The sequence below is a fragment of the Nocardia sp. NPDC005825 genome (assembly GCF_040630175.1).
In the GTDB taxonomy this organism is placed as follows: domain Bacteria; phylum Actinomycetota; class Actinomycetes; order Mycobacteriales; family Mycobacteriaceae; genus Nocardia.
The window spans coordinates 534,311-557,648 of sequence record NZ_JBEXXC010000005.1 but is presented as its reverse complement, the minus strand read 5'-3'; the positions used below and the strand labels follow the sequence as shown (position 1 = coordinate 557,648).

Genomic DNA, 23,338 nt, shown 5'->3' with positions numbered 1-23,338 from the left:
GTACTCGCCGATGCGTGAGGCGTACGTGATCGACGCCGTGCGCACCCCGGTCGGCAAGCGGGGCGGCTCGCTGTCCGCCGTGCACCCGGCCGACCTGGGCGCGGCCGCCATCAAGGGCCTGCTCGAGCGCCACAACCTGGACCCGGCCGCCGTGGACGACGTGGTGTTCGGCTGCTGCGACACCATCGGCCCGCAGGCCGGCAATATCGCCCGCTCCTCGTGGCTGGCCGCCGGCTACCCGGAGTCCGTGCCGGGCGTGACCGTGGACCGCCAGTGCGGTTCCTCGCAGCAGGCCATCACCTTCGGCGCGCAGGCCATCATGTCCGGCACCGCCGAGGTGATCGTGGCGGGCGGCGTGCAGAACATGAGCGCCATCCCGATCTCCGCGGCCATGCTGGCCGGCCAGCAGTACGGCTTCGACTCGCCGTTCGTCGGCGCGCAGGGCTGGGACCACCGCTACGGCACCGGTGAAGTGTCGCAGTTCAATTCGGCCACCATGATCGCCGAGAAGTGGGACATCTCCCGCCAGGAGATGGAGGAGTGGGCGCTGCGCAGCCACGACCGCGCCCGCAAGGCCATCGTGGACGGCAAGTTCGACCGCGAGATCATCCCGGTCGGCGAGTTCTCGATCGACGAGTGCCCGCGCGAGACCACCCTGGAGAAGATGGCCGGCCTGCAGCCGCTCGCCGAGGGCAGCCGCATCACCGCCGCGCTGGCCAGCCAGATCTCCGACGGCTCCAGCGCCACCCTGCTCGCCTCGGAGTGGGCGGTGCAGGAGTACGGCCTGACCCCGCGCGCCCGCATCCACCACGTGAGCGCCCGCGGCGCGGACCCGATCTTCATGCTCACCGCGCCGATCCCGGCCACCCAGTGGGCGCTGGAGAAGACCGGCCTCACCATCCACGACATGGACGTCATCGAGATCAACGAGGCCTTCGCCTCGGTCGTCCTGGCCTGGATCAAGGAGACCGGCGCCGACCCGGACAAGGTGAACGTCAACGGTGGCGCCATCGCGCTCGGCCACCCGCTGGGCGCCACCGGCGCCAAGCTGTTCTCCACCCTGCTCAACGAGCTGGAGCGGGTGAACGGCCGCTACGGTCTGCTCACCATCTGTGAGGGTGGCGGCACCGCCAACGTCACCATCATCGAGCGCCTGGGCTAGTCCCGCCCGACCGTTTCGAAAGCCGCGCACCGGATTACGGTGTGCGGCTTTCGGCTTCGTGTGCCGGCCCGTCGGTTATCGTCGAAGGCGGACCCGTTGACAGTCGGGCATTGTCCAGGGGTTGAGCTGGATGAACGAGAACCTGCCGCGACGGGGGTTCCTCCTGGGGGCCTTCGGAATCGCGGGCATGGGCTACCTGGCCGCGGCCGCGGCCGAACCGTCGCCCCTGCCGCCACCGCCGGTGCCGCTGCCGGCCATTCCGGCGCTCCCGGTGACGCCGTTCAACTACCACTCGCCGCCGTTGCGGCCTTTCGTCGACGAGCTGCCCATTCCCGAAACACGCGTGGCGGCAGGCGAATTGGACGCGATATCGGGGACGCACCGCTACCACCGGGACCTCCCGGAAACCCGCAGCTGGGGCTTCGGGCGGCCGGTTCTCGGCCCGAACCTGGAGGCGGTGCGGGATCGCATGGCGCGCATCAGGTTTCGCAATCGGCTGGGCGAACACGTGCTGGCCGCGCATGTGGACACCACCATGCACGGGGTCACCGAGGCGGATCGCACCGATCCACGCTTCACCGTGCATCTGCACGGCGGCGCGAATTCCCCCGACGCCGACGGGCATCCGATGATCGGCTGGCGCAATGGCGGCGGCCCGACCTTCACCTACGGCAATCGGCAGGAGGCCGCCACCCTCTGGTACCACGACCACGCCATGGGGATCACCAGATTGAACATCCAGGCCGGGCTGGCCGGAATGTATTACCTGCGCGACGAATTCGACACCGGCCGCGACGGCAATCCGCTCGGCCTGCCCAGCGGTGAATTCGAGATCCCGCTCATCGTGCAGGACCGCACATTCAATGCCGACGGCAGCCTGCAACCCATGGTGGCCACCTATATTCCGCAGGGCTACAACCAATCCGGGCAGCTCGGCGACGTGTGCTGCGTGAACGGAGCGGTGTGGCCGCGGCTGGAGGTGCGGCGCACCGTCTACCGGTTCCGGCTGCTCAACGGATCCAATTCGCGGCCCTACGTCTTGGAGTTCTCCAATGCCCAGCCGTTCTTCGTCATCGGCGGTGATCTCGGGCTGCTCGACGCGCCGGTGATCGCGCCGTGGGTGCGGGTGAGTCCGGGGGAGCGGGTCGACCTGCTCGTCGACTTCCGCGGGATGCGCGACGGGGAGCAGGTGGACCTGATCAACACCGCCCTCAACGATTTCGGCAATACCGTGTTCATGGCCCCCGAGCTGCGGTCGATCATGCGGTTCACCGGCGCGGGCGACGGGCCCGCCGCCGACATCCCGCCCGTCCTGCGCGGCGGTCCGGGACTGCCCGATCCGCTGGAACCGATCCACCGGCCGGACTCGGTGCGCACCGTGACCCTGATGGGCCTCAACGACGATTCCCGGCCGGTGGTCTTCTCGACCATGATGGCGCTGAACAATCTGGCCTTCCTGAGCTCGGACATCGACCTGGCGCGGGCCGGGACCACCGAGCGGTGGGACATCGTCAACACCACGCCCTTCGATCACCCCGTCCACCTGCACCTGGCCCGGCTGCGGGTGATCGGCCGTCAGCCCATCCTGACCTCCGCCTACATCGCCGCCAACGCTCCGCCCCGATTCGGCACCCGCTGGGCGCCGTCCGCCGACGCTTTCGCCCTCGGGCCCGAACAAGGCCCGCCGCCTTGGGAAGTCGGCTGGAAGGACACCGTCGAGTGTCCGACCGACACCATCACCCGGGTGCTGGTGCGGTGGCCGTCGGTCGCGGAACTCGGATTCGATCCGGATGCCGTCATCGCGGCGCCGCCGGGCGCGGAGGTGGTGGCGCCGCACCCGGACACGGACATGACCATGCCCGACGGGATGGGCGAGGCCGCGGAGGTGCGCGGCTATGTCTGGCACTGCCACAATCTCGACCACGCCGATCACGACATGATGCAGCGAATTCGTGTGCTGCCCTGACCGGCGGGTGCGCGAAGTTCTCGATGCCGCACGGCATCTCGTCGATCCTTCCTAGGCTTTCCACATGCCGAATTCGGTGGATGCTCGGTTCGAGGAGGTGGCGCGCCTGGCCCGGCAGGTCCAGGACGCGGTCGAGCGGGTCCGCGCCCGCGCGGCGGTGGACGGCGTGCGCGTCGAGGTGGCGTTCGACGGCCGGATCGTCACCCTGGTGCTACCGGATTCCGGTATGGCACAGTCGGTTACGCGAGCCCACGAGTGCGCGTACGCGCGGGCGCGGGAGCGGGTCGCCGCCCTGCGCCGCGAGTTCACCGCCGATCCGACGGTGGCGGCTGCCCTGCGTCGATGGCTACCCACGGCCGTCGAGCCGTCGAATATCTGTGTCTCGCAGAATAGTTCCGGATCCGCCCCGGCGGAGACTCCGAATCCGTATGCGCTGCCGTTCGCCATCGGGCGGCGCTACGGCGTGGACCGGCGACGGTGAAGGTTGCGGGGCATTGTCTCCGTGGCGGGCCCGGACCGTGAATCCGGGCATTGGTGATCTTGAAGCCCCCGTGCCCGGCGTCGGGCCCGGCCGCGTGGGGTCGTGAGCTGTGAGTTTGCTCGGATTATGATGGCCGCGGACGCATTTCGGACCTTCGGGAGAAAGCGGGCAGTTCATGGATTTGGGTGTCCGCTGGACGGTGCACGGCGACGGTCGCACGCCCGCACCGGGAGCCGTGGTGCGGCCCGACGAGCGGCTGTCCTGGCCGCGCACCTTCGGCCTCGGCGCGCAACATGTGGTGGCGATGTTCGGCGCGAGCTTCGTCGCGCCCGTCCTGATGGGGCTGGATCCCAACCTCGCCATCATGATGTCCGGCGTCGCGACCGCCCTGTTCCTGCTGGCCACCCGCGGCCGGGTGCCCAGCTATCTGGGCTGCTCACTGTCGTTCGTCGGCGTGGCCGCGGCGATCCGGGCGCAGGGCGGCAGTAGCGCCACGGTTACCGGGGCCTGCCTGGTGGTCGGGGCCGCGCTGTTCCTGATCGGCCTGGCCGTGCAGCGCTTCGGCGCGCGCGTCATCCACGCCGCCATGCCGCCGGTGGTGACCGGCGCGGTGGTCATGCTGATCGGCTTCAACCTGGCCCCGGTCACCGCCACCACCTACTGGCCGCAGGACCAGTGGACCGCGCTGCTGGTCATGCTGTTCACCGGGCTGGCGGTGGTGGCGCTGCGCGGCTTCTTCGCGCGCATCGCCATCTTCCTGGGCCTGGTGTTCGGGTACGGGCTGTCCTGGCTGCTGGACCGGGTGTTCGGGCGGATCCACTCCGCCGACGGCAGCGGCAAGGTCACCGACCACTGGCGGCTCGACCTTTCCGGTGTGGCCCAGGCGGATTGGATCGGACTGCCCAGTTTCCATGCCCCGGCCTTCCAGTGGTCGGCCGTCCTGGTGGCCCTGCCCGTGGTGATCGCGCTGGTCGCCGAGAACGCCGGGCACGTGAAGGCGGTCGGCGAGATGACCGGCGGCGACCTCGACGACAAGCTCGGCACCGCCATCGCCGCGGACGGCGCGGCCTCCATGCTGTCCACCGCGGTCGGCGGCCCGCCCAACACCACCTACTCCGAGAACATCGGGGTCATGGCCGCCACCCGGGTGTACTCCACGGCCGCCTACTGGGCCGCCGCGTTCTTCGCCCTGTTGTTCGGCCTGTGTCCCAAGTTCGGGGCCATCGTCGCGGCCATCCCCGGCGGCGTGCTGGGCGGGATCACCGTCATCCTCTACGGCATGATCGGCCTGCTCGGTGCGCAGATCTGGACCAATGCCCGGGTCGATCTGCGCAATCCGCTGAACCTGGTCCCGGCCGCGGCGGGCCTGATCATCGGCATCGGCAATGTGAGCATGAAGTTCACCGACACCTTCACCCTGAGCGGCATCGCGCTGGGCACCCTGGTCGTCATCACCGGCTACCACGTGCTGCGCGTGCTCGCGCCCGCGCACTTCAAGGGGGAGGAGCCCCTGCTGGACGAGGGCACCTCCTCCTACGACGAATCAGGCGGGTAGCGAACGGGGTTCGGCCGTATCCGCCCCGGCATAGGGGAGTTGCAGGACATACCAGGTGTGGTCGGTCGAATACTCCAGGTACTGCGAGGCGTCCGGATCGCAGGCCAGGCCCTCGACCCGGGTCCAGTCGCCGTCACCGGCGGCGATGGTGTCGGTGTAGCGGACGTGCAGGTGGCCGTGGAAGAGCAGGTCCGGCCGCAGCGTGCGCACCACGGTCTGGATGCGGTCCTGGTTGGGATAGCACTCGGGCTTGTCCTTGCGATTCCACTTCGGTTGCGAGGCGCGGGGTTTGTCGTGGGTGAGCAGCACGTCCACCGGCGAGCTGTCGGCCGCGAGCAGCTCGGCCAGCTCGTCGTCGGTCATCTCCTCCTCCGGAAACCAGAGGGTGCCGGCGGTATCCGGGCGTTTCGAGGAACCGTAGCGGCGGCGCTTGTCGACCTGCGCGGCCTTGCGCGCCTCCCAGGCCAGGCGGCGGCCCTTGTCGGTGGAGCGGGCCCCGCCGAACGCGGCGAAGGTGGTGCCCTCCCAGGTCCAGCGGTGTCCGCGGGGCGCGTACCGCAGGTGCTTGCGGCAGATCAGGAAGCCCTCGTCGTCGCGCTGCTCGTCGTAGAGCTCGTGCAGCAACGAGGTCTTGTCGTGGTTGCCGTCGAGGAAGTACACGGTGATCCCGGCCTTCTTGGCCGCCTTGTTCACCACGTCGAAGTACCGCCGCCCGGCCGGCGTGTGCTCCCAGGCCCCGAAGTCGCCGACCGCGAACAGCCTCGCGCAGTCACGGTGTGCCGCGACCCGCACCAGCTTCAGCGCGTGCTCGGTGTTCCCGTGCAGGTCTCCGACAATCAGGACATTCCCCATCGCCACATGGTGGCATGACGGAATTAGGCTGACCACATGAATTCTGTGTTGGTCACCGGAGCGGCCCGCGGTATCGGAAAAGCCATCTGCCTGCGGATGGCGCAGCGCGGCTGGCAGGTCTACGCGGGCGTCCGCAAACTCTCCGACGGCGAGGCCCTGACCGCCGCGAATCCCGCCATCACCCCGGTCGTCCTGGACGTCACCGACCCCGACCAGATCGCGGCTCTCGACGCGGTGCTGCCCGCCGACCTCACCGCCGTGGTCAACAACGCGGGCGTCGTCGTCGACGGCCCCGTGGAGCTGCTCACCCAGGAGGAACTCCGAAACCAGTTCGAGGTCAATGTCTTCGGGGCGGTCGCCGTCACCCAGGCCGTCCTCCCGCGCCTGCGTGCCACCCAGGGCCGGGTGGTCTTCATCTCCTCGCTGTCCGGCCGCATCTCGACCCCCGGCACCGGCGCGTACAACGCGTCCAAGTTCGCGCTCGAGGGCCTGGTGGACGCCCTGCGAGTGGAGCTGCGCCCCTGGGGAATCCGCACCTCGTTGATCGAGCCCGGCCCGATCGCCACCGACCTCTGGTTCGGCGCGACCGACATGGTCGACTCCACCACCGCCCACCTCACCGATGACCAGCGCACCCTCTACGCCGCCCACCTCGCGGGCCTGCGCCGGATGTCCCAGCAGGTTCCCAAGATCGCCGCCCCGGTCGAGTCCGTGGTCAAGGAGGTCGACAAGGCGCTCACCGCAAAGCGACCGAGCGCTCGCTACATCCCCGGCCTCGCCGGAAAGGTCCAGGTGGTCGCCACCGCCCTGACCCCGACTCCGGTGCTGGACACCGTCTTCGCCCTGGTCACGGGCATCAGCAAGAAGAAATAGTCCGAAACGCGAACCGCCGGTACCCATCGAGACGGGTACCGGCGGTCGAAGCGCTTCGGGCGGTGCGGATTACGCGCCGTAGACCGGCTCGGGGGTGGTGGCCTTGGCCAGCAGATCGTTGACGGCCGGGCCCAGGTCGGCCGGGTTCCAGCGGGCGCCGCGATCGACGGAGGCGCCGTGGCGGTGGCCGTCCATGACGGTGACCTTGCCGGCCTCGACCTCGAACATGCGGCCGCTGACGGCGGCGGACTCGGTGCTACCCAGCCAAACCACCAGGGGGGAGACGTTTTCCGGGGCCATGGCGTCGAAGCTGCCGTCCTCGGGGGCCGCCATCGTCTCGGCGAAAACGGTTTCGGTCATGCGGGTGCGCGCGGCCGGGGCGATGGCGTTCACGGTGATGCCGTAGCGGCCCATTTCGGCAGCGGCGGTGATGGTCAGGCCCGCGATACCGGCCTTGGCGGCGGAGTAGTTGCCCTGGCCGACCGAACCGAGCAGACCCGCGCCCGAGCTGGTGTTGATGATGCGCGCCTGCGGCTGACGGCCCGCCTTGGACTCGTTGCGCCAGTATTCGGCGGCGTGGCGCATCGGGGCGAAGTGGCCCTTGAGGTGCACCTTGATGACCGCGTCCCACTCGTCCTCGCCGAGGTTGACCAGCATGCGGTCGCGGACGATACCGGCATTGTTCACCAGCACGTCCAGACCGCCGAAGGTCTCGATGGCGGTGGCGATCAGACGACGCGCGCCCTCCCAATCGGAGACGTCATCACCGTTCACCACGGCTTCGCCACCGGCGGCACGAATCTCCTCGACCACCTTCGCCGCACCGGAGTCCGGCTTGGGGGTGCCGTCGAGCTCGGCACCCAGGTCGTTCACCACGACCTTGGCGCCGGCGGCGGCGAAAGCCAGCGCGTGCGCGCGGCCGATGCCCTGACCCGCACCGGTGACGATGACGACGCGGCCGTCGCAGATCTTGTTGTCCGTCATATCGATTACCTCTGCTTGTGAATGTTTCAGCGTGTTCGATCGGTCTAGTGGCCCGTGACGGCCGGAACGTCTGCCGTGGATGCCTCGAGGAAGGCGGGCTTCTCGCCGCCGCCGTGTACCAGCAGCGCGCTGCCGGTCACGTAGGACGCGAGCGGCGAGGCCAGGAAGGCGGCGGTGCGGCCGATGTCCTCGGGGGTGGCCATGCGGCCCATGGGCACCGTGGCGCTGACCGAGGCGATGCCGTCCTCGTCGCCGTAGTGCAGGTGCGAGGACTCGGTGTTGACCAGGCCGCAGATGACGGAGTTCATCCGGACCTTGGGCGCCCATTCCACCGCGAGCGACGAAACCAGGCTGTCCACACCGGCTTTGGCGGCGCCGTAGGCCGCGGTGCCGGGGGAGGGCCGGTGTCCGGAGACGCTGGAGATCATCACGATCGAGCCGCCGGTGTCCTGCTTCTGCATGACCTCGTTGGCGATCTGCGAAACCAGCAGCGGCGCGAGCAGGTTGAGCTGCACGATCTTCGAGTGGAAGTTGGCGCTGGCGTCGGCGGCCAGGGCGAAGGGCGCGCCGCCGGCGTTGTTCACGACGGTATCCAGTCGCCCGTACTTCTCGACGATCGTCTCGACGAGCTCGCGCACCGAATCCGTATCGCGCACGTCGCACGGCAGGAAGTCGATGGTGCGGCCATTGCTTTCGACGGGGGTGTCGCCGGGGCGTCGCGCGCAGGCCACCACGGTCGCGCCCGCGTCCAGGAACACCCGGCTGATGCCGGCGCCGACGCCGCGCACGCCGCCGGTGACCAAGACGACCGAGCCGGACAGGTTTACTTCGATTCCCACCGTGCTAACCTACCAAGCACTTGCTTGTTTTGCCAACGATGGGACTCGCGATGGGGATCAACCGTCACACCGAAACCGAGGGCGTCGAAGTCGTCACTGTCGACTACGCCCCGGTCAACGCTCTGCCTTCCGACGGCTGGTTCGCCCTGGCCGACGCCGTCACCCAGGCCGGTAAGAACCCGGAGACCCGGGTCGTGGTGCTGCGCGCCGAGGGCCGCGGCTTCAATGCCGGCGTGGACATCAAGGAGATGAACGCCGACACCGGCCACACCGCCCTGATCCGCGCGAACCACGGCTGCTTCGCCGCGTTCGCCGCGATCTACGACTGTGAGGTCCCGGTCGTCACCGCCGTGAACGGCTTCTGCCTCGGCGGCGGCATCGGCCTGGTCGGCAACTCCGACGTCATCGTCGCCTCCGACGACGCGACCTTCGGCCTCCCCGAGGTCGACCGCGGCGCGCTCGGTGCGGCCACCCACCTGGCCCGACTGGTCCCCCAGCACCTGATGCGGACCATGTTCTACACCGCGGGCACCCTGACCGCGCAGCAGCTGCACCACTACGGCTCGGTCTTCAAGGTGGTGCCGCGCGCCGAACTGGACGCCGCCGCCATGGAGGTCGCCAAGAACATCGCCAACAAGGACGGCCGCGTGATCCGCGCCGCCAAGAAGGCGCTCAACGGCATCGACGTGCAGGACGTGCACCGCTCGTACCGCTTCGAGCAGGGCTTCACCATGGAGCTGAACCTCGCGGGTGTGGCCGACGAGATCCGGGCGCGCTTCGACGACGACCTGGCCGCGCAGAAGAAGGGGAAGTAAAACCATGCGCGACAAGCGAATGAACCTCGACGAGGTCGTCGGCGAGCTGCGCAGCGGCATGACCATCGGCATCGGCGGCTGGGGTTCCCGGCGCAAGCCGATGGCCTTCGTGCGCGCCCTGCTGCGTTCGGACGTCACCGATCTGACCGTCGTCACCTACGGCGGCCCGGACCTGGGTCTGCTGTGCTCGGCGGGCAAGGTGAAGAAGGCGTACTACGGCTTCGTGTCCCTGGACTCCGCGCCGTTCTACGACCCGTGGTTCGCCAAGGCCCGCACCGAGGGTGCGATCACCGTGCGCGAGATGGACGAGGGCATGGTCAAGTGCGGCTTGCAGGCCGCCGCGGCCCGCCTGCCGTTCCTGCCGATCCGCGCCGGCCTGGGTTCCGCCGTCGTCGATTTCTGGGAGGGCGAGCTGAAAACTGTTCAGTCGCCTTACGAGACCGACGGCAAGACCGAGACCCTGGTCGCCATGCCCGCGCTGAACCTGGATGCCGCCTTCGTGCACCTGGACCTGGGCGACAAGCACGGCAACGCCGCCTACACCGGCGTCGACCCGTACATGGACGACCTGTACATGCTCTCGGCCGAGAAGCGCTACCTGTCGGTGGACCGCCTGGTCGAGACCGAGGAACTGGTGAAAGCCGTTCCGACGCAGGCCCTCGTCCTCAACCGCATGATGGTCGACGGGGTCGTCGAGGCTCCCGGCGGCGCGCACTTCACCTTCTCCGGCAGCTACGGCCGCGACGAGAAGTTCCAGCGCCACTACGTCGAGGCCGCCAAGACGCCCGAGTCGTGGGCCGAGTTCAAGGCTCGCTACCTGGACGTGTCCGAGGCCGAATACCAGGCCGCCGTCAAGGCTTTCGCCGAGGAGCAGAAGTAATGAGCGACACCACCACGATCACTCGGGCCGAGATCTGCGTCGTCGCCGCCGCCGAGATCTTCCGGGGCGCGGGCGAGATCATGGCCTCCCCGATGTCCACCGTCACCACCATCGGCGCGCGCCTGGCGCGGCTCACCTTCGAGCCCGACCTGCTGCTGTCCGACGGTGAGGCGCTGTTCTTCGCCGAGGTCCCGCCGATCGGCGGCAAGGCTCCCATCGAGGGCTGGATCCCGTTCTCGAAGGTCTTCGACGTCGTGAACTCCGGTCGCCGCCACGTGGTCATGGGCGCCAACCAGATCGACCGCTTCGGCAACCAGAACCTGTCGGCGTTCGGCCCGCTGCAGCAGCCGACCCGCCAGATGTTCGGTGTGCGCGGCGCGCCGGGCAACACCATCAACCACGCCACCAGCTACTTCGTGCCCAAGCACAACAAGCGGGTGTTCGTGGACCAGGTCGACATCGTGTCCGGCATCGGCTACGACAAGATCGACCCGGAGAACCCGGCCTACCGGTTCCACCACCTGCACCGGGTGGTCTCGAACCTGGGCGTGTTCGACTTCAACGGCCCGGACCACACCCTGCGCGCGCTGTCGCTGCACCCCGGTGTGACCGCCGACGAGGTCGCGGAGAACACCTCGTTCGAGGTGGCGGGTCTGGCCGAGGCGGGCGAGACCCGGCTGCCGACCGAGGAAGAGCTCACCATCATCCGGACCGTGCTGGACCCCAAGGGTTTCCGCGAGAAGGAAGTGACAGCATGACCGCTCAGCGGCTCAAGACTCCGCTGACCGAACTGGTCGGCATCGAGCACCCGGTCGTCCAGACCGGCATGGGCTGGGTCGCCGGACCCGGCCTGGTCGCGGCCACCGCCAACGCGGGCGGCCTCGGCATCCTGGCCTCGGCGACCATGGACCTCGACGAGCTCGAGGTGGCCATCGCCAAGACCAAGGCCAAGACCGACAAGCCTTTCGGCGTGAACATCCGCGCCGACCTGTCGGACGCGCCGGACCGCATCGACATGATGATCCGCGACGGCGTGAAAGTGGCCTCCTTCGCGCTGGCTCCCAAGAAGGAGCTGATCGCGAAGCTGAAGGACAACGGCGTCGTGGTGATGCCGTCCATCGGCGCGGCCAAGCACGCGGTGAAGGTCGCCTCCTGGGGCGCCGACGCGGTGATCGTGCAGGGCGGCGAGGGCGGTGGCCACACCGGTTCGGTCGCGACCACGCTGCTGCTGCCGTCCGTCCTGGACGCCGTCGACATCCCGGTCGTGGCCGGTGGCGGCTTCTTCGACGGTCGCGGCCTGGCCGCCGCGCTGTCCTACGGCGCGGCCGGTGTCGCCATGGGCACCCGCTTCCTGCTGACCCAGGACTCCAGCGTCCCGGATTCGGTGAAGCAGGAGTACCTCAAGCGCGGACTGCAGGACACCGTGGTCTCGCTCAAGGTCGACGGCATGCCGCACCGGGTGCTGAAGACCGAGCTGGTCGAGAAGCTCGAGCACTCCGGCAACATCCGCGGCCTCTACGCCGCGCTGGTCAACGCCGCCAAGTTCAAGTCGATGACCGGCATGAAGTGGACGACCTTGGCCAAGGAAGGCCTCAACACCCGCAAGCACAAGGACCTCACCTGGTCCCAGGTCATCATGGGCGCGAACACCGCCATGTACCTGAAGGCCGGTCTGGTGGAGGGCAATACCGAAGCCGGTGTCCTCGCCTCGGGCCAGGTCGCGGGCATCATCGAGGACCTGCCGACCGTGCAGGACCTGATGGAGCACATCATCACCGAGGCGATCGAGCGCATCGACAGCCTCAACCAGTACCGCGTCACCACCTCGGCCTGACGCCCCGAACGTGCGCGGCCACCACAGCCCGGCCGCGCACCCCGGATCCGCACACCATCGGATCCATTGCGCGCCGCATGTCCGGCGCACCGAGCCGCTCCCGGAACCTCTCGCCCGGGGGCGGCTTCGCGCTTTCCGGGGTCGGGTGGGGCGGATACCCGGCCGCTAACCTGTCCGGTTTGTCCGAACTAACGGTCCCGCCAGGGGAGTCCGGAACCTCACAGCCCGCGGATTCGCCGGTGAGATCGGGCGAGAATGCCTGATCGCGGGCAAATCGCCTGCGCTGCTTGGTGATATTGGGGACGAGGGGGTAAGCGCGGGCGTACGGTTTGTGAGCACCCCTAATGCGATCGGGACTTGTGCGGAATCACGGAGCGACCGGTACGATGGCCGCGTTCCGCAACGGCCCGGCAATCGGGGCGACAGTGTGAGCTCGACACCTGTCCCGAACCGCCTGTCGCGGATCGGGATTCCGTACCCCTGGTGCGGAGCAAGCCAAAGCGCGCGGTATCGATGAGGGGATGGCTGTCGCATGATCGTCGATCGTGCAATGCGTCTGGTGGCAGTGATCGCAGCTGTCGCCGGTTCGGCATTGCTCGGACCCGCTGCCGCGGAGGCGCAGCCGGGCCTGCCGCTCGATCCCGCGCCCGCCGGCCAGGATCCGGCGGCCCTCGGTCAGACGCCCGCATCGGCGGCCCCCTCGCAGCCGGTCGCCGTGCCCGGCACCCCCGTGGCCGGACCTCAGGATCTGCTCTCCATTCTGCTCGGCCTCGGTACCGGCTCGGCCGGACTGGGCGTCGGCTCGGCCGCGGTCGGCTCCGCGGGCCTGGGCGCCGTGCTGGGCGGCACCGGTTCGGCGGCGCTCGGGAGCGGTTCGGCCGTAACCGGTTCCGCCGGCGCGGGATTGGGTTCCGCCGTGGCGGGCACCGGTTCCGCGGGCGCCGCCACCGGTTCGGCCGTGCTGGGCACCGGTTCCGCCGCCGTCGGTTCCGCCGGACTGGGCACCGGATCGGTGCTGGGCCTGGGCTCCGCGGGCGTCGGCTCGGCGGGGATCGGCACCGGCTCCGCGTTGCTGGGGCTACTGCTCGGCACCGGCTCGGCCGCAACGGGTTCCGCCGCGGTCGGTTCGGCCGCCGTCGGCTCGGCCGGACTGGCCGCGCTGTGCACCGGTTCGGCCGCGGTCGGCTCGGCCGGAATCGGTTCCGCCGGTGTGGGTTCCGCGGTCGGTGCGCTCACCGGTCTGGGTTCGGCGGGCTCCGGCGCGGGTTCGGCCGCCACCGGCTCGGGTGTCGGATCGGCCGGTGTGGGTTCCGCCGCGGGCTCGGCCGATCTGGGTTCGGCGGCGGTGGGCTCCGCGGCGCTCGGTTCGGCGGGACTCGGGTCCGCCGCCATCTGCGCCTCGCCGCTGCTGCTGTTGCTGATTCCGCCGCCGCCCGCGCCCGCGGCGCCGCCGGTGCCGCTGGAGATCCCGCAGCCCCCGGTCGTTCCGGCGCTCCCCGCGGTGGTGGCTCCGGTCGTCGCCGCGCCCGCGCCGGAGGCCGCGCCCGCCGCCCCGGCGCCGCCCGCACCCGCGCCCGCTCCTGTTCTGGCGCAACCGGATCCGGATGTGAAGCCGACCTCGCACAACTCACCGCTGCCGCCGTGGAAGCCGCTGTCGGTGCTCGGCGGCCTGATCGCCATGGCGCTGGCGGGCACCGGGTCGGGTGCGGTCAGTTTCCAGAGCGCGTCCGCGGCGCAGGGCCGGGTCGACGCCGCGCGCGCGGCATTCTTCGGACCGAGGGCATGAGGGGACCGCGATGACCGAGAGCAAGGCTCATAGCATCGGGTCCTACCGCCGGGTGGCCGCCGCGGTGGACGCGGTGTGCGCGGTGGCGGCCGACTTCGACGCCACCGACCTGGACGAGGTGGTGCTCGCCATCTCCGCGGAGCGGCGGCGGCCGATCGAGATCGCCAGCGCCACACTGGGTCCGGGCGTGTGCGGCCAGCGCCGCAGCTATCCGGACCGGGACGTGATCGTGCTGGCGCAGGCGCTGCCCAGCCGTGAGCACACCCTCGCGCACGAGCTCGGCCACATCGTCTTCGACCATCCGGGCGAGGCGGCGACCGAGGTGGTGCTGGAGGCCAGCGACGATCTGATCGCCTACATGCTCAGCCAGCGCGCGCATCAGAAGGCCATCGATCTGGGCGATGACGAGCAGTGCGAATGGGAGGCGGAGACTTTCGCGAGCATGCTGATGACCCGCCTGCGGGTGTTCAACAGCCGGGGCGCGGGCGTCTCGGTCCTTCGATTCGATGAGGCGCTGGGATGACCTTCTGGTTGGTGGCCATGCTGGTGTGGATGGCCTCGGGGGCACGCGTCGGGCGCGTGCTGGTGAAACCGGCGACCACGGCTCGAGTCGCGATCGTGATCGCGGTCGCGGCGGTGGCGTTGGCGGTGACGGTCGGAGTGCCGGAAATCGGTCTGGCCGTTGACCATCTGATACCGAACGGTGTGCACGGTCTGTGGCTGGGCGACCGGGTGGTGACGGCCGCGTGGATCATGTTCGCCACCGCCACCTCGGTGGTGGCCTCGGCCGCGTGGCCGGTGGTGTCGCGCCGCAATCTGCGCCAGATCGCCATGATGATCTACGGCGGCGGTGCGCTCGCCATGCTGCTGACCCTGCTCTGGTCGGTCACCTTCGGCTGGGCGATCGTGCTGGTGGAGTGCGTGTTCATCGTGATCACCGGTGTGCGCAACCTGGATTGGACCACCCTCGGCCGCGGCATCGCGCTGTACACGACCGGTACCGCGGTGGTCGGCTTGCTGGCGGCCCTGTCGATTCGCCGCGCGGTGAACGACGAGCCCATGCCGAATCCGGGTGACCAGGGCTGGTTCTGGCCGATCTGGCAGATCGCGGCGCTGCTCATCGCCATCGGCGCGGTGTGGATCGTGATCGAGCTGTGGTGGCGGGCGCGGGTGCTGCTCAAACAGATTCGCACCCTGCACCGGGTGCTGATCGCGCGGTTCCCGGAGGTGGTGGCGCACGAACAGACCGGTTCGGGCACCCAGCTCAAGGCCTCGGACCAGGTCGCGCAGATCATGGACGCGCTCTACCTGCAGTCCGGCGGCGGCGTGGAGCTGGCCGCGGCGGGTCAGCCGCCGGTCTCGGTGGCCGAGCGGGCGCGGCGGGTGGCCGAGTGGGCGCGGAATCCGTTCGGCGAGACGGTGATCGACGGCCGCTGGATCTCGCCGCCCGCGGGTGTCAGCCCGCGCGGTTGGGTGCAGGCCATCGCGCGCGCGTATGACGCGGCGCCGGCGCAGGCCACGGTCCCGGGGTCCGCCAAACGGTAGACATTTACTCTTCCATTACCTTCGGAGTCCGCCGGGCATTACCGTCCGGAAGGGCCTCGAACTTGATCACGCGGAGATCACCGACGCTTTTGTGATCTTGTCGCAAATGCGCAAGTCCCGTACCTCGCATGATTGCCATGGGCGCGGCATTCCGGCGGGCCTTCTCGATGAGACTTCGTATCCGAGGTTTCGTCTCACCGAACCTGCCGTGCGTGGTACGGGACTTTGCTTGTCACTTGAAGTTGTCACTCGTGCTTGTCGCGGTTGGTGCAATGGGGCGAAACACTCACAGTGCACAAAACGACATAGTGCACAAAACAACTGATTCGGCCATCCGGGTGCACCCGGACGGAGTTATGCCAGTTTTGTGCATAGTGCACCAGCGCAGGGGTCTGCGCCACATGGCCTCAGCGGGCTGAGACCGGTGCAACATCCTTCACGCGGACCGCATGGTCCGGCGGAGACGCCGGTACTGCCCTGCAAGCAGTACCGGCGCCCGCCTTATGTCCGGTCTGGAGCAAGCCCTGTAACAAACCAACACAGTGCGGCCTCCGAGCTAGCCGCACTGTGTTGCTCTGTGGCAGTGCTTATTCCGTGCCATCCGGAGGAATTTCGGGCAAACCTTCGCTTGCCCGCAACTTCTCCGCCATAGACGTGAGGAGATTCTGAGATTCTTCGGACAGGTCGAACGCCCTGCTCGACAGACGACGGAGTCCATAGCCCTGCAGCTGGGACAGCAGCTCGAGATCGTGATCGATCTTCGCCGCGTAGATGTCGTTGAAGAAGTAGTCCGGTTTGACCTTGAAGAACTTTGCCAGAGCAGCCACCGTCTCATCCGACGGGTTCGTGCGCTGTCCCGACCGCAACTGCGACAGATACGGTTTCGAGATCGGGTGGCCGGATGCCGTCAAGGCGGCCGCCACCTCTGCGTTCGTGTGCGGCTTACGCCCCGGGGGATGCACGGTTTCGAACAGCTTGTTCAGCCGCGCCGCGAAATCAGCCATTGTGAGCCGCCCAATTCCCTTCGCTGTACTAACAGTCGTTATCTCGGATACGTATCATTGATATTAGCGGCTCAGTAACTGAAAACCTACGCCTGATTCGCGATTTCCTTGAAGCTTCTAGGCGGTGATCCGGTTCACCCACTGTGGCTTGGGCGTTTGCGGGCCAACCCCACGGTTCTTGCCAAGGGCTTAAGAGCCCCGGTTCTGGCCCGTCGCGGGGGTCTTCCCGGACGGGCCTCGGGTAGCCATAAGATAGCTGACGGATCATCTTCTTGTCTGTACCGGATTTTGTGTGGCGTACGCCACGTCTCACGGCAAGACGGATGAACGTTCAACCTGGCCGAAAATCATTGAGAGACTAGATCCGTTCGATGATCGTGCCCGTCGCGAGGGCGCCGCCGCAGCACATCAGGATCATGGCGGTGCTCTTGTCGGTGCGCTCCAGCTCGTGCAAAGCCGTTGTGATCAAGCGGGATCCGGTGCTGCCGACCGGGTGGCCCAGCGCGATCGCACCGCCATTGACATTCACGCGATCGAAATCAGGCTTGTGCACCGAGGCCCAGGACAGCACCACGGAAGCGAAAGCCTCATTGATCTCGAACAAGTCGATATCGGAGATGCTCATGCCGGAACGCTCGAGCAGTCGCTCGCACGCCTGCACCGGGCCGTCGAGGTGGAATTCCGGCTCGCCACCGACCAGGCACTGCGAGACGATGCGGGCGCGCGGCCGCAAACCCTCACGCTGCGCGGCCTTTTCGTCCATCAGCAGCACGGCGGCGGCGCCGTCGGAGATCTGCGAGGACGTACCGGCGGTGTGAATTCCGCCCTCCAGCACCGGCTTCAGCTTCGCCAGGCCCTCGCGGTCGGTCGCGCGCAGACCCTGGTCCTTGCTGATGTCGGCGAACTCGCCGGTGAGGTTGCCCTCCTTGTCGACCTGCGGGGCGTTCTTGATGGTCAGCACCTCGCGGTCGAAGCGGCCCTCGGCCCACGCCTGCGCGGCCAGCCGCTGCGAACGCACGCCCAGCTCTTCGACGTCGTCGCGAGTGATGCCGCGCCGCTTGGCGATTCGCTCGGCGGCCTCGAACTGGTTGGGCATGTCGATGTCCCACGACGCGGGGCGGCGCGGCCCGGCGTGCGTTCCGACGTTGGCGCCCAAGGGAACATGGCTCATGGACTCGATGCCGCAGGCCATGCCGACCTCGATGGCGCCGGTGGCGATCAGGCCGGCCACCATGCCCGCGGCCTGCTGCGCGGAACCGCACTGGTTGTCGATGGTGACGGCGCCGGTCTGCCACGGCAGTCCGGCGTGCAGCCACGCGGTGCGGGTGACATTGTTGCCCTGCTCGCCCACCTGCATGACGCAGCCGCCGACGACCTGCTCGACCAGAGCCGGGTTCAGCTCCGCGCGCTGGAGCACGCCCTGCTGTGCGGCGCCGAGCAGCTCGGCGGCGTGCAGGCCGGCGAGCCAGCCATTGCGCTTGCCGATCGGGGTGCGCGCGGCCTCGACGATGACGGGAGTACCCATTGTCTTTCCTTCCGGATCAGAACTGCAACGAGTTCACGACCAGTAACGTAAGTCTGTTCCGGACTATTACCTAGTCCCTTCTCTTGTTCTACCCCCTGTGCTTCAATAGCGGTAGAACGTGTTTCAGTTGGTCAAAGGAGACTGCTGGTGGTTGACACTGCAGCCCGGCCCGGAGTGCCGGATGGATTCGACGTCACCGACCCCGAAATTTGGGCGAAGCGAGTGCCGGCCGAAGAGCTTGCCGAACTGCGCAAAACTGCGCCTATCTGGTGGAACCCGAAGTCGCCGGAGGTCGGTGGCTTCACCGACGACGGCTTCTGGGTCCTGTCCAAGCATGCCGATGTGAAGACTGTCTCGCGCCGCGATGACGTGTTCTCCACCTATGAGAACACCGCGATCCCGCGGTTCCAGGACGACATCACCCGCGAGCAGATCGATCTGCAGCGTTTCGTCCTGCTCAACAAGGACGCCCCGGAGCACACCAAGCTCCGCAAGATCATCTCCAAGGGCTTCACGCCGCGCGTCATCAACGGCCTGCGTGCCGAGCTGACCGCCCGCGCGGAGTCCATCGTGAAGGCCGCCGTCGAGTCCGGCAGCGGCGACTTCGTGGAGCAGGTGGCCGCCGAGCTGCCGCTGCAGGCCATCGCCGAGCTGATCGGCGTGCCGCAGGAAGACCGCATGAAGCTCTTCCAGTGGTCGAACGACATGACCAGCTACGACGATCCGGAATCGAACGCCGACCCGGTGGTCGCCTCCACCGAGATCCTCGGCTACTCGTACCAGATGGCCGAAGCTCGCCGCGCCTGCCCGGCCGACGACATCGTCACCCAGCTGATCAACGCCGACATGGACGGCGAGGCGCTGCTGCCCGAGGAATTCGGCTTCTTCGTCATGATGCTGGCCGTCGCGGGCAACGAGACCACCCGCAACGCCACCACCCACGGCATGATCGCCTTCATGGAGAACCCCGACCAGTGGGAGCTCTTCAAGAAGGAGCGGCCCAAGACCGCCGCCGACGAGATCATCCGCTGGGCCACCCCGGTCAGCTCCTTCCAGCGCACCGCGCTCGAGGACGTCGAGGTCGGCGGCGTGGAGATCAAGAAGGGCCAGCGGGTCATCCTGTCCTACCGCTCGGCCAACTTCGACGAAGAGGTGTTCGAGGACCCGTACACCTTCAACATCCTGCGTGACCCGAACCCGCACCTGTCCTTCGGCGGTACCGGCGCGCACTTCTGCATCGGCGCGAACCTGGCTCGACTCGAGATCGAGATCATCTTCAATGCCATCGCCGACCACATGCCCGACATCACCAAGCTGGGCGACCCCAAGCGCCTGCGCTCGGGCTGGCTGAACGGCATCAAGGAGATGCAGGTGGACTACAAGGGCGGCTGCCCTGTAAAGCACTGAGGCACTGATGGTTTGATCCGCCCTGTACCCCTCTCACTCCTCAGGGCGGAGACAAAAGAAGCGGGCGACTGGATCATCCAGTCGCCCGCTTTCGTTCGGTGGGCCTCGAACAGAGAACCGTGCCCCGCATGCGAAAGCATGCGGGGCACGGGAGATTTCAGCGAGGTGTGAGGGTCGCCATCGCGCGCTCGGTCTCCCAGAAAGCGCGCAACGCAAGGATCTTGCCGTCCGCGTCCACCTTGTAGGTGAACACGCCCTCGGCATCCACGATGTGCCCGCCCATGGTGGTGCGGATGCGGCCGGTGAAGGCCACCTCACGCCCGCAGGCGAAGGAGTCGTCGAAGAGGAACTCGATCGACTCGGTGGGCGCGATCGCCTTGTCCCAGAACGCCGCGATCGCCTCCGCGCCACGGTGTCCCACGCCCTCGGGATCGAAGAAGGACGGCCCGACGGGATCCTCCACGATGCCGTCGGCGGCGAACAGCGCCACCCAGGCGTCCTTGTCCTTGGCGCGCACCGCGGCCTGCGAGGCCGCGCCCGCCACCCGCGCGGGGTGCTCGGTGGTGGTGGTCATCGCTGCTCGCTCCCGACGACCCACATCGAGAAGTACTGCGAGCCACCGCCGTACGCGTGGCCGAAGGCCTTGCGGGCGTTCTCCACCTGGTAGTCGCCCGCGCGGCCCATGACCTGCTTGGCGGCCTCGGCGAAACGGATCATGCCGGACGCGCCGATCGGGTTGGAGGACAGCACGCCGCCCGACGGGTTGACCGGCAGCTTCCCGCCGATGGCGGTCTCGCCGGCGTCGGTGAGCTTCCAGCCCTCGCCCTCAGGCATGAAGCCCAGGTTCTCCAGCCACATCGGCTCGAACCACGAGAACGGGACGTAGATCTCGGCCGCGTCGATCTCCTCGAGCGGGTTGGTGATCCCGGCCTGCTTCCACAGCGCCGCCGCGGCGGCCTGACCGGCCTGCGGGTTCACCTGGTCGCGGCCAGCGTAGGCGAGCGGCTCGGTGCGCATGGCGGTGCCGTGCACCCACGCGACCTTCTTGCCCTGCGCCTCCACGGCCTTGGCCGATTCCTCGTCACCGATCACGATGGCGCAGGCGCCGTCCGAGGACGGGCAGGTCTCGTCGAAACGGATGGGGTCCCACAGCATCTGGGACGCCATCACCGATTCCACGCTGATGTCGGGCTGGTGCAGGTGCGCGAACGGGTTGCGCGCGCCGTTGCGGCGGTCCTTCACCGCGACCATGGCGCCCACGTGCAGCGGGGCGTTGGAGCGGCGGATGTAGGCGCGCACGTGCGGGGCGAAGTAGCCGCCCGCGCCCGCGCCGACCGGCATGGTGAACGGCACCGGGTTCGACAGCGCCCACATGGCGTTGGACTCGGACTGCTTCTCCCACGCCACGGCCAGCACCCGGCGGTGCACGCCGGCCTGGACCTGGTTGGCGGCGACCACGGCGGTGGAACCGCCGACGGAACCGGCGGTGTGCACGCGGAGCATCGGTTTTCCGGTGGCTCCGATGGCGTCCGCGAGGAACAGCTCCGGCATCATGGAGCCCTCGAAGAAGTCGGGGGCCTTGCCGATCACGACGGCGTCGATATCGGCCATGGTCAGGCCGGAGTCCGTGAGTGCCCGGTCGATGGCTTCCCGGATCATTCCGGCCATCGATACATCGGACCGTTTGGTCACGTGATGGGTCTGTCCGGTGCCGAGGACGGCAGCTGCGTAACTCATGAACGTGCCTCCAGGGTGGCCACCAGGTTCTGCTGCAGCGCGGGGCCGCTGGCGGCATGCGCCAGTGCGCGATTCGCGGTGCCATTGATGATTTCGCGGGCCGCGAAGCCGATGCGCTCCAGGCCGGCCGCGAACATGGGGTTGCCCGACAGCGCGCCGCCGGACGGGTTGATCCGGGTGTTCCCGTTCAGGCCGATGGCCTGCTTCAGGATCAGCTCCTCGTGGGTGAACTGCGCGTGCAGCTCGGCGACATCGAAACCGCTTGCGTCGCCGCCGGTCACGGCGTTGGCCGCCTTGGCCGCGGAGTCCGAGACGGTCAGGTCGCGGGCGCCCAGCACGGGGGTGTCGATGTAGTGTGCCATGCCGGTCAGCCAGGCCGGACGCTCGCACAGTTCGCGGGCCCGGTCGCCGACGGCCAGCACGATGGCGGCCGCGCCGTCGGTGATGGGGGCGACGTCGTGGGCGCGCAGCGGATCGTTGATCTTCGGCGCGGCCAGCAGCTTGTCGATGTCACCGCCGGTGGTGCGGGCGGCCACCGCGGCCATGTCGGCCTCGGTCCAGCGGCCCGCGTCCAGGCCCGCGCGGGCCTGCAGTCCGGCCATGGACAGCGAGTCCACGCCCAGCGGCGCGACCAGGTACGGGTCGGTCTGCAGACCCAGGATCTGGCGCAGGGTACCGGCCGAGGACTTGCCGAAGCCGTAGACCAGCGCGGTCTGCGCCTGTCCGGAGCGGAGTTTCACCCACGCCTCGTACAGCGCCCAGGCCGCGTCCATCTCCACGTGCGACTCGTTGATCGGCGGCACCGCGCCGATGGAGTCGATCGCCGAGATGAACGAGAACGCGCGTCCGGCAAGGTAATCCGAGGAACCCGAGCACCAGAAGTCGATATCGGACACGCCGATGCCGAGCTTGCTCTTGAGCTCCTGGAAGCACGGCGCGAGCATCTCCACGCCATTGGTGGTGCCGAAGGTCTCCGGCACGTGCGGTGCGTGGGCGAAGCCCACCACCGCGATGTCGGTTGCTGTGTTGCTCACAGTGTTTCAGCGCCTCTCTACAGGTGGTGCGCGAACGAGTCGTAGTCGGCGTCGGGCTCGCCGGTCGGCCGGAAGTGGTCGATATTGGCCATCGACAGGCCCCACTCCTCGCGCGGCTTCCAGACGGCCTCGACCCGCATGCCCATGCGCACTTCGTTCGCGTCGACGCCGAGCACCAGGTGCAGGAACGGGATGTCGGCGCCGTCGAGCAGCACGTAGGCGGCCACGTACGGCGGCTTCAGGCGCTGGCCCATGAACGGCACGTTCACGATGCAGAAGGTGGTCACGATGCCCTTGTCGGACACCTCGACGAAGTCGTCGGTCGGCGAGCCGTCACGCGGGTCGGCGCCGCGCGGCGGGAAGTACACCTTGCCGTCGAGGTTGGCGCGCGCGCCGAGCAGCTTGCCCTCCATCAGGCCCTTCAGGAAGACGGCTTCCTGCGGTGCGGCGGTGTGCTTGATCGAGAAGTCGACCGGGGTCACGATGCCGGTGACCGGCTCCGCGTCGGCGGTGGAAGCCGGTGCGGGAGCGGAGGTCTCGCCCGGTTCGAAGGCCACGATGTCGTGGATGTCGCCGGTGCGCTCGGCCGCCCAGCGGGCCCGCACGCGCATGCCGGTGCTGATGTCGGCGGGGCTCGCCACATCCACCGCGTGCAGGATGGCGGTGTCCGCGCCGTCCAGCTTGATCAGCGCGTAGGCGAAGGGCCGGTCGAACGGCTGGCTCGGGAGCGGCTCGGCCACCCAGGACCAGGTCTGCACGGTGCCGACGTCGGAGACGTCGACGAATTCCGTCAGCGGTTCGGCGGTCTTCGGATCGTATTCCGCGGGCGGCACGATCACGCGCCCATCGGAACCCCGCACCCCGATGACCTTGCCGGCGCGCAGTTCCGTGAGGAAGCGCCCGATGGTCGGACCGGTGGAGCGGGTGTAGTCGAATTGCATCCGCAGCGGTGCGGACAGTACTTCGGTGTTCCCCAGAGTCACGAGATCGAGTAGAACAGGTTCTAGTGACGGTGGCAAGAGTACGGGCTGCGGCCCTGACGACCGGTCCCGAATGTTC

At 68.5% G+C, this 23,338-nt stretch carries 22 protein-coding genes; 13 read left to right on the top strand and 9 right to left on the bottom strand.

All coding sequences use genetic code 11. The features are described 5' to 3' along the window. Positions 1-10: 10 nt before the first annotated feature. The 4 genes from ABZ382_RS17595 (at position 11) to ABZ382_RS17580 (ending at position 5,164) form a co-directional block, all read left to right on the top strand. The gene (locus tag ABZ382_RS17595) at positions 11-1,162 is read left to right on the top strand and encodes an acetyl-CoA C-acetyltransferase (RefSeq protein ID WP_357089965.1); all 1,152 of its coding nucleotides are present in this window, start codon (positions 11-13) and stop codon (positions 1,160-1,162) included. Between the two features lie 130 nt (positions 1,163-1,292). Continuing rightward, positions 1,293-3,128: a multicopper oxidase domain-containing protein gene (locus ABZ382_RS17590; RefSeq protein WP_357089801.1), complete on the top strand. Its 1,836-nt coding sequence runs from the start codon at positions 1,293-1,295 to the stop codon at positions 3,126-3,128. Between the two features lie 64 nt (positions 3,129-3,192). Continuing rightward, the gene (locus ABZ382_RS17585; RefSeq protein ID WP_357089799.1) at positions 3,193-3,609 is read left to right on the top strand and encodes a hypothetical protein; all 417 of its coding nucleotides are present in this window, start codon (positions 3,193-3,195) and stop codon (positions 3,607-3,609) included. A 175-nt stretch (positions 3,610-3,784) separates the two neighbouring features. Continuing rightward, a complete protein-coding gene (locus tag ABZ382_RS17580) occupies positions 3,785-5,164 on the top strand; it encodes a solute carrier family 23 protein (protein ID WP_357089797.1) in 1,380 nt (459 codons plus the stop codon). Here the strand turns inward: ABZ382_RS17580 and ABZ382_RS17575 are convergent. After that, a complete protein-coding gene (locus ABZ382_RS17575; RefSeq protein ID WP_357089794.1) occupies positions 5,153-6,016 on the bottom strand; it encodes a metallophosphoesterase in 864 nt (287 codons plus the stop codon). The genes ABZ382_RS17580 and ABZ382_RS17575 overlap by 12 nt on opposite strands. Before the next feature lie 36 nt (positions 6,017-6,052). On the opposite strand from ABZ382_RS17575, the gene ABZ382_RS17570 reads away from it, so the two are divergent. Continuing rightward, positions 6,053-6,889: an SDR family NAD(P)-dependent oxidoreductase gene (locus ABZ382_RS17570; protein ID WP_357089792.1), complete on the top strand. Its 837-nt coding sequence runs from the start codon at positions 6,053-6,055 to the stop codon at positions 6,887-6,889. Positions 6,890-6,958: 69 nt separating this feature from the next. Here the strand turns inward: ABZ382_RS17570 and ABZ382_RS17565 are convergent, their stop codons facing one another. Next, positions 6,959-7,873, bottom strand: coding sequence for an SDR family oxidoreductase (locus tag ABZ382_RS17565; protein WP_357089789.1), 915 nt, complete (start codon positions 7,871-7,873; stop codon positions 6,959-6,961). Between the two features lie 44 nt (positions 7,874-7,917). Then, positions 7,918-8,706, bottom strand: a complete 789-nt coding sequence (locus ABZ382_RS17560; protein ID WP_357089962.1) for an SDR family oxidoreductase — start codon at positions 8,704-8,706, stop codon at positions 7,918-7,920. Positions 8,707-8,762: 56 nt separating this feature from the next. Between ABZ382_RS17560 and ABZ382_RS17555 the strand changes: the two genes are divergently transcribed. From ABZ382_RS17555 to ABZ382_RS17525, 7 genes are all read left to right on the top strand, one after another. Beyond that, positions 8,763-9,527 carry an enoyl-CoA hydratase family protein gene (locus tag ABZ382_RS17555; RefSeq protein ID WP_357089788.1) on the top strand — a complete coding sequence of 255 codons (765 nt, stop codon included), beginning with the start codon at positions 8,763-8,765 and terminating at the stop codon, positions 9,525-9,527. A 4-nt stretch (positions 9,528-9,531) separates the two neighbouring features. After that, the gene (locus ABZ382_RS17550) at positions 9,532-10,407 is read left to right on the top strand and encodes a CoA-transferase (protein WP_357089785.1); all 876 of its coding nucleotides are present in this window, start codon (positions 9,532-9,534) and stop codon (positions 10,405-10,407) included. Beyond that, positions 10,407-11,165 carry a CoA-transferase gene (locus tag ABZ382_RS17545; protein WP_357089782.1) on the top strand — a complete coding sequence of 253 codons (759 nt, stop codon included), beginning with the start codon at positions 10,407-10,409 and terminating at the stop codon, positions 11,163-11,165. Before ABZ382_RS17550 ends, ABZ382_RS17545 begins: the two co-directional genes overlap by 1 nt. After that, positions 11,162-12,241, top strand: a complete 1,080-nt coding sequence (locus ABZ382_RS17540) for a nitronate monooxygenase (protein WP_213558286.1) — start codon at positions 11,162-11,164, stop codon at positions 12,239-12,241. The genes ABZ382_RS17545 and ABZ382_RS17540 overlap by 4 nt, the downstream gene beginning before the upstream one ends. Before the next feature lie 559 nt (positions 12,242-12,800). Continuing rightward, a complete protein-coding gene (locus ABZ382_RS17535) occupies positions 12,801-14,027 on the top strand; it encodes a hypothetical protein (protein WP_357089779.1) in 1,227 nt (408 codons plus the stop codon). Between the two features lie 10 nt (positions 14,028-14,037). Further along, positions 14,038-14,550 (top strand): ImmA/IrrE family metallo-endopeptidase, encoded by a 513-nt coding sequence (locus ABZ382_RS17530; RefSeq protein WP_357089776.1) that lies wholly within the window; start codon positions 14,038-14,040, stop codon positions 14,548-14,550. After that, positions 14,547-15,572 (top strand): hypothetical protein, encoded by a 1,026-nt coding sequence (locus tag ABZ382_RS17525; protein WP_357089773.1) that lies wholly within the window; start codon positions 14,547-14,549, stop codon positions 15,570-15,572. The genes ABZ382_RS17530 and ABZ382_RS17525 overlap by 4 nt, the downstream gene beginning before the upstream one ends. Positions 15,573-16,159: 587 nt before the next feature. Here the strand turns inward: ABZ382_RS17525 and ABZ382_RS17520 are convergent. Together ABZ382_RS17520 and ABZ382_RS17515 are read right to left on the bottom strand one after the other, a co-directional pair. Then, positions 16,160-16,576 (bottom strand): helix-turn-helix domain-containing protein, encoded by a 417-nt coding sequence (locus tag ABZ382_RS17520; RefSeq protein WP_011207048.1) that lies wholly within the window; start codon positions 16,574-16,576, stop codon positions 16,160-16,162. A gap of 358 nt (positions 16,577-16,934) precedes the next feature. After that, positions 16,935-18,101 carry a steroid 3-ketoacyl-CoA thiolase gene (locus ABZ382_RS17515; protein ID WP_357089770.1) on the bottom strand — a complete coding sequence of 389 codons (1,167 nt, stop codon included), beginning with the start codon at positions 18,099-18,101 and terminating at the stop codon, positions 16,935-16,937. Positions 18,102-18,245: 144 nt separating this feature from the next. Here ABZ382_RS17515 and ABZ382_RS17510 point away from each other — a divergent pair, with 144 nt between their 5' ends. Then, positions 18,246-19,508, top strand: a complete 1,263-nt coding sequence (locus ABZ382_RS17510) for a cytochrome P450 (protein ID WP_357089959.1) — start codon at positions 18,246-18,248, stop codon at positions 19,506-19,508. Positions 19,509-19,665: 157 nt separating this feature from the next. Here the strand turns inward: ABZ382_RS17510 and ABZ382_RS17505 are convergent, their stop codons facing one another. From ABZ382_RS17505 to ABZ382_RS17490, 4 genes are read right to left on the bottom strand one after another with little or no spacing between them, the layout of a single operon-like run. Beyond that, the gene (locus ABZ382_RS17505; protein WP_357089768.1) at positions 19,666-20,082 is read right to left on the bottom strand and encodes a nuclear transport factor 2 family protein; all 417 of its coding nucleotides are present in this window, start codon (positions 20,080-20,082) and stop codon (positions 19,666-19,668) included. After that, positions 20,079-21,245 (bottom strand): thiolase domain-containing protein, encoded by a 1,167-nt coding sequence (locus ABZ382_RS17500; RefSeq protein ID WP_357089766.1) that lies wholly within the window; start codon positions 21,243-21,245, stop codon positions 20,079-20,081. The genes ABZ382_RS17505 and ABZ382_RS17500 overlap by 4 nt, the downstream gene beginning before the upstream one ends. Beyond that, the gene (locus ABZ382_RS17495; protein WP_357089764.1) at positions 21,242-22,279 is read right to left on the bottom strand and encodes a thiolase domain-containing protein; all 1,038 of its coding nucleotides are present in this window, start codon (positions 22,277-22,279) and stop codon (positions 21,242-21,244) included. Before ABZ382_RS17495 ends, ABZ382_RS17500 begins: the two co-directional genes overlap by 4 nt. A 17-nt stretch (positions 22,280-22,296) precedes the next feature. After that, on the bottom strand, positions 22,297-23,220 hold the full coding sequence (locus ABZ382_RS17490) for an OB-fold domain-containing protein (RefSeq protein ID WP_357089956.1): 924 nt from the start codon (positions 23,218-23,220) through the stop codon (positions 22,297-22,299). Positions 23,221-23,338: the final 118 nt, after the last annotated feature.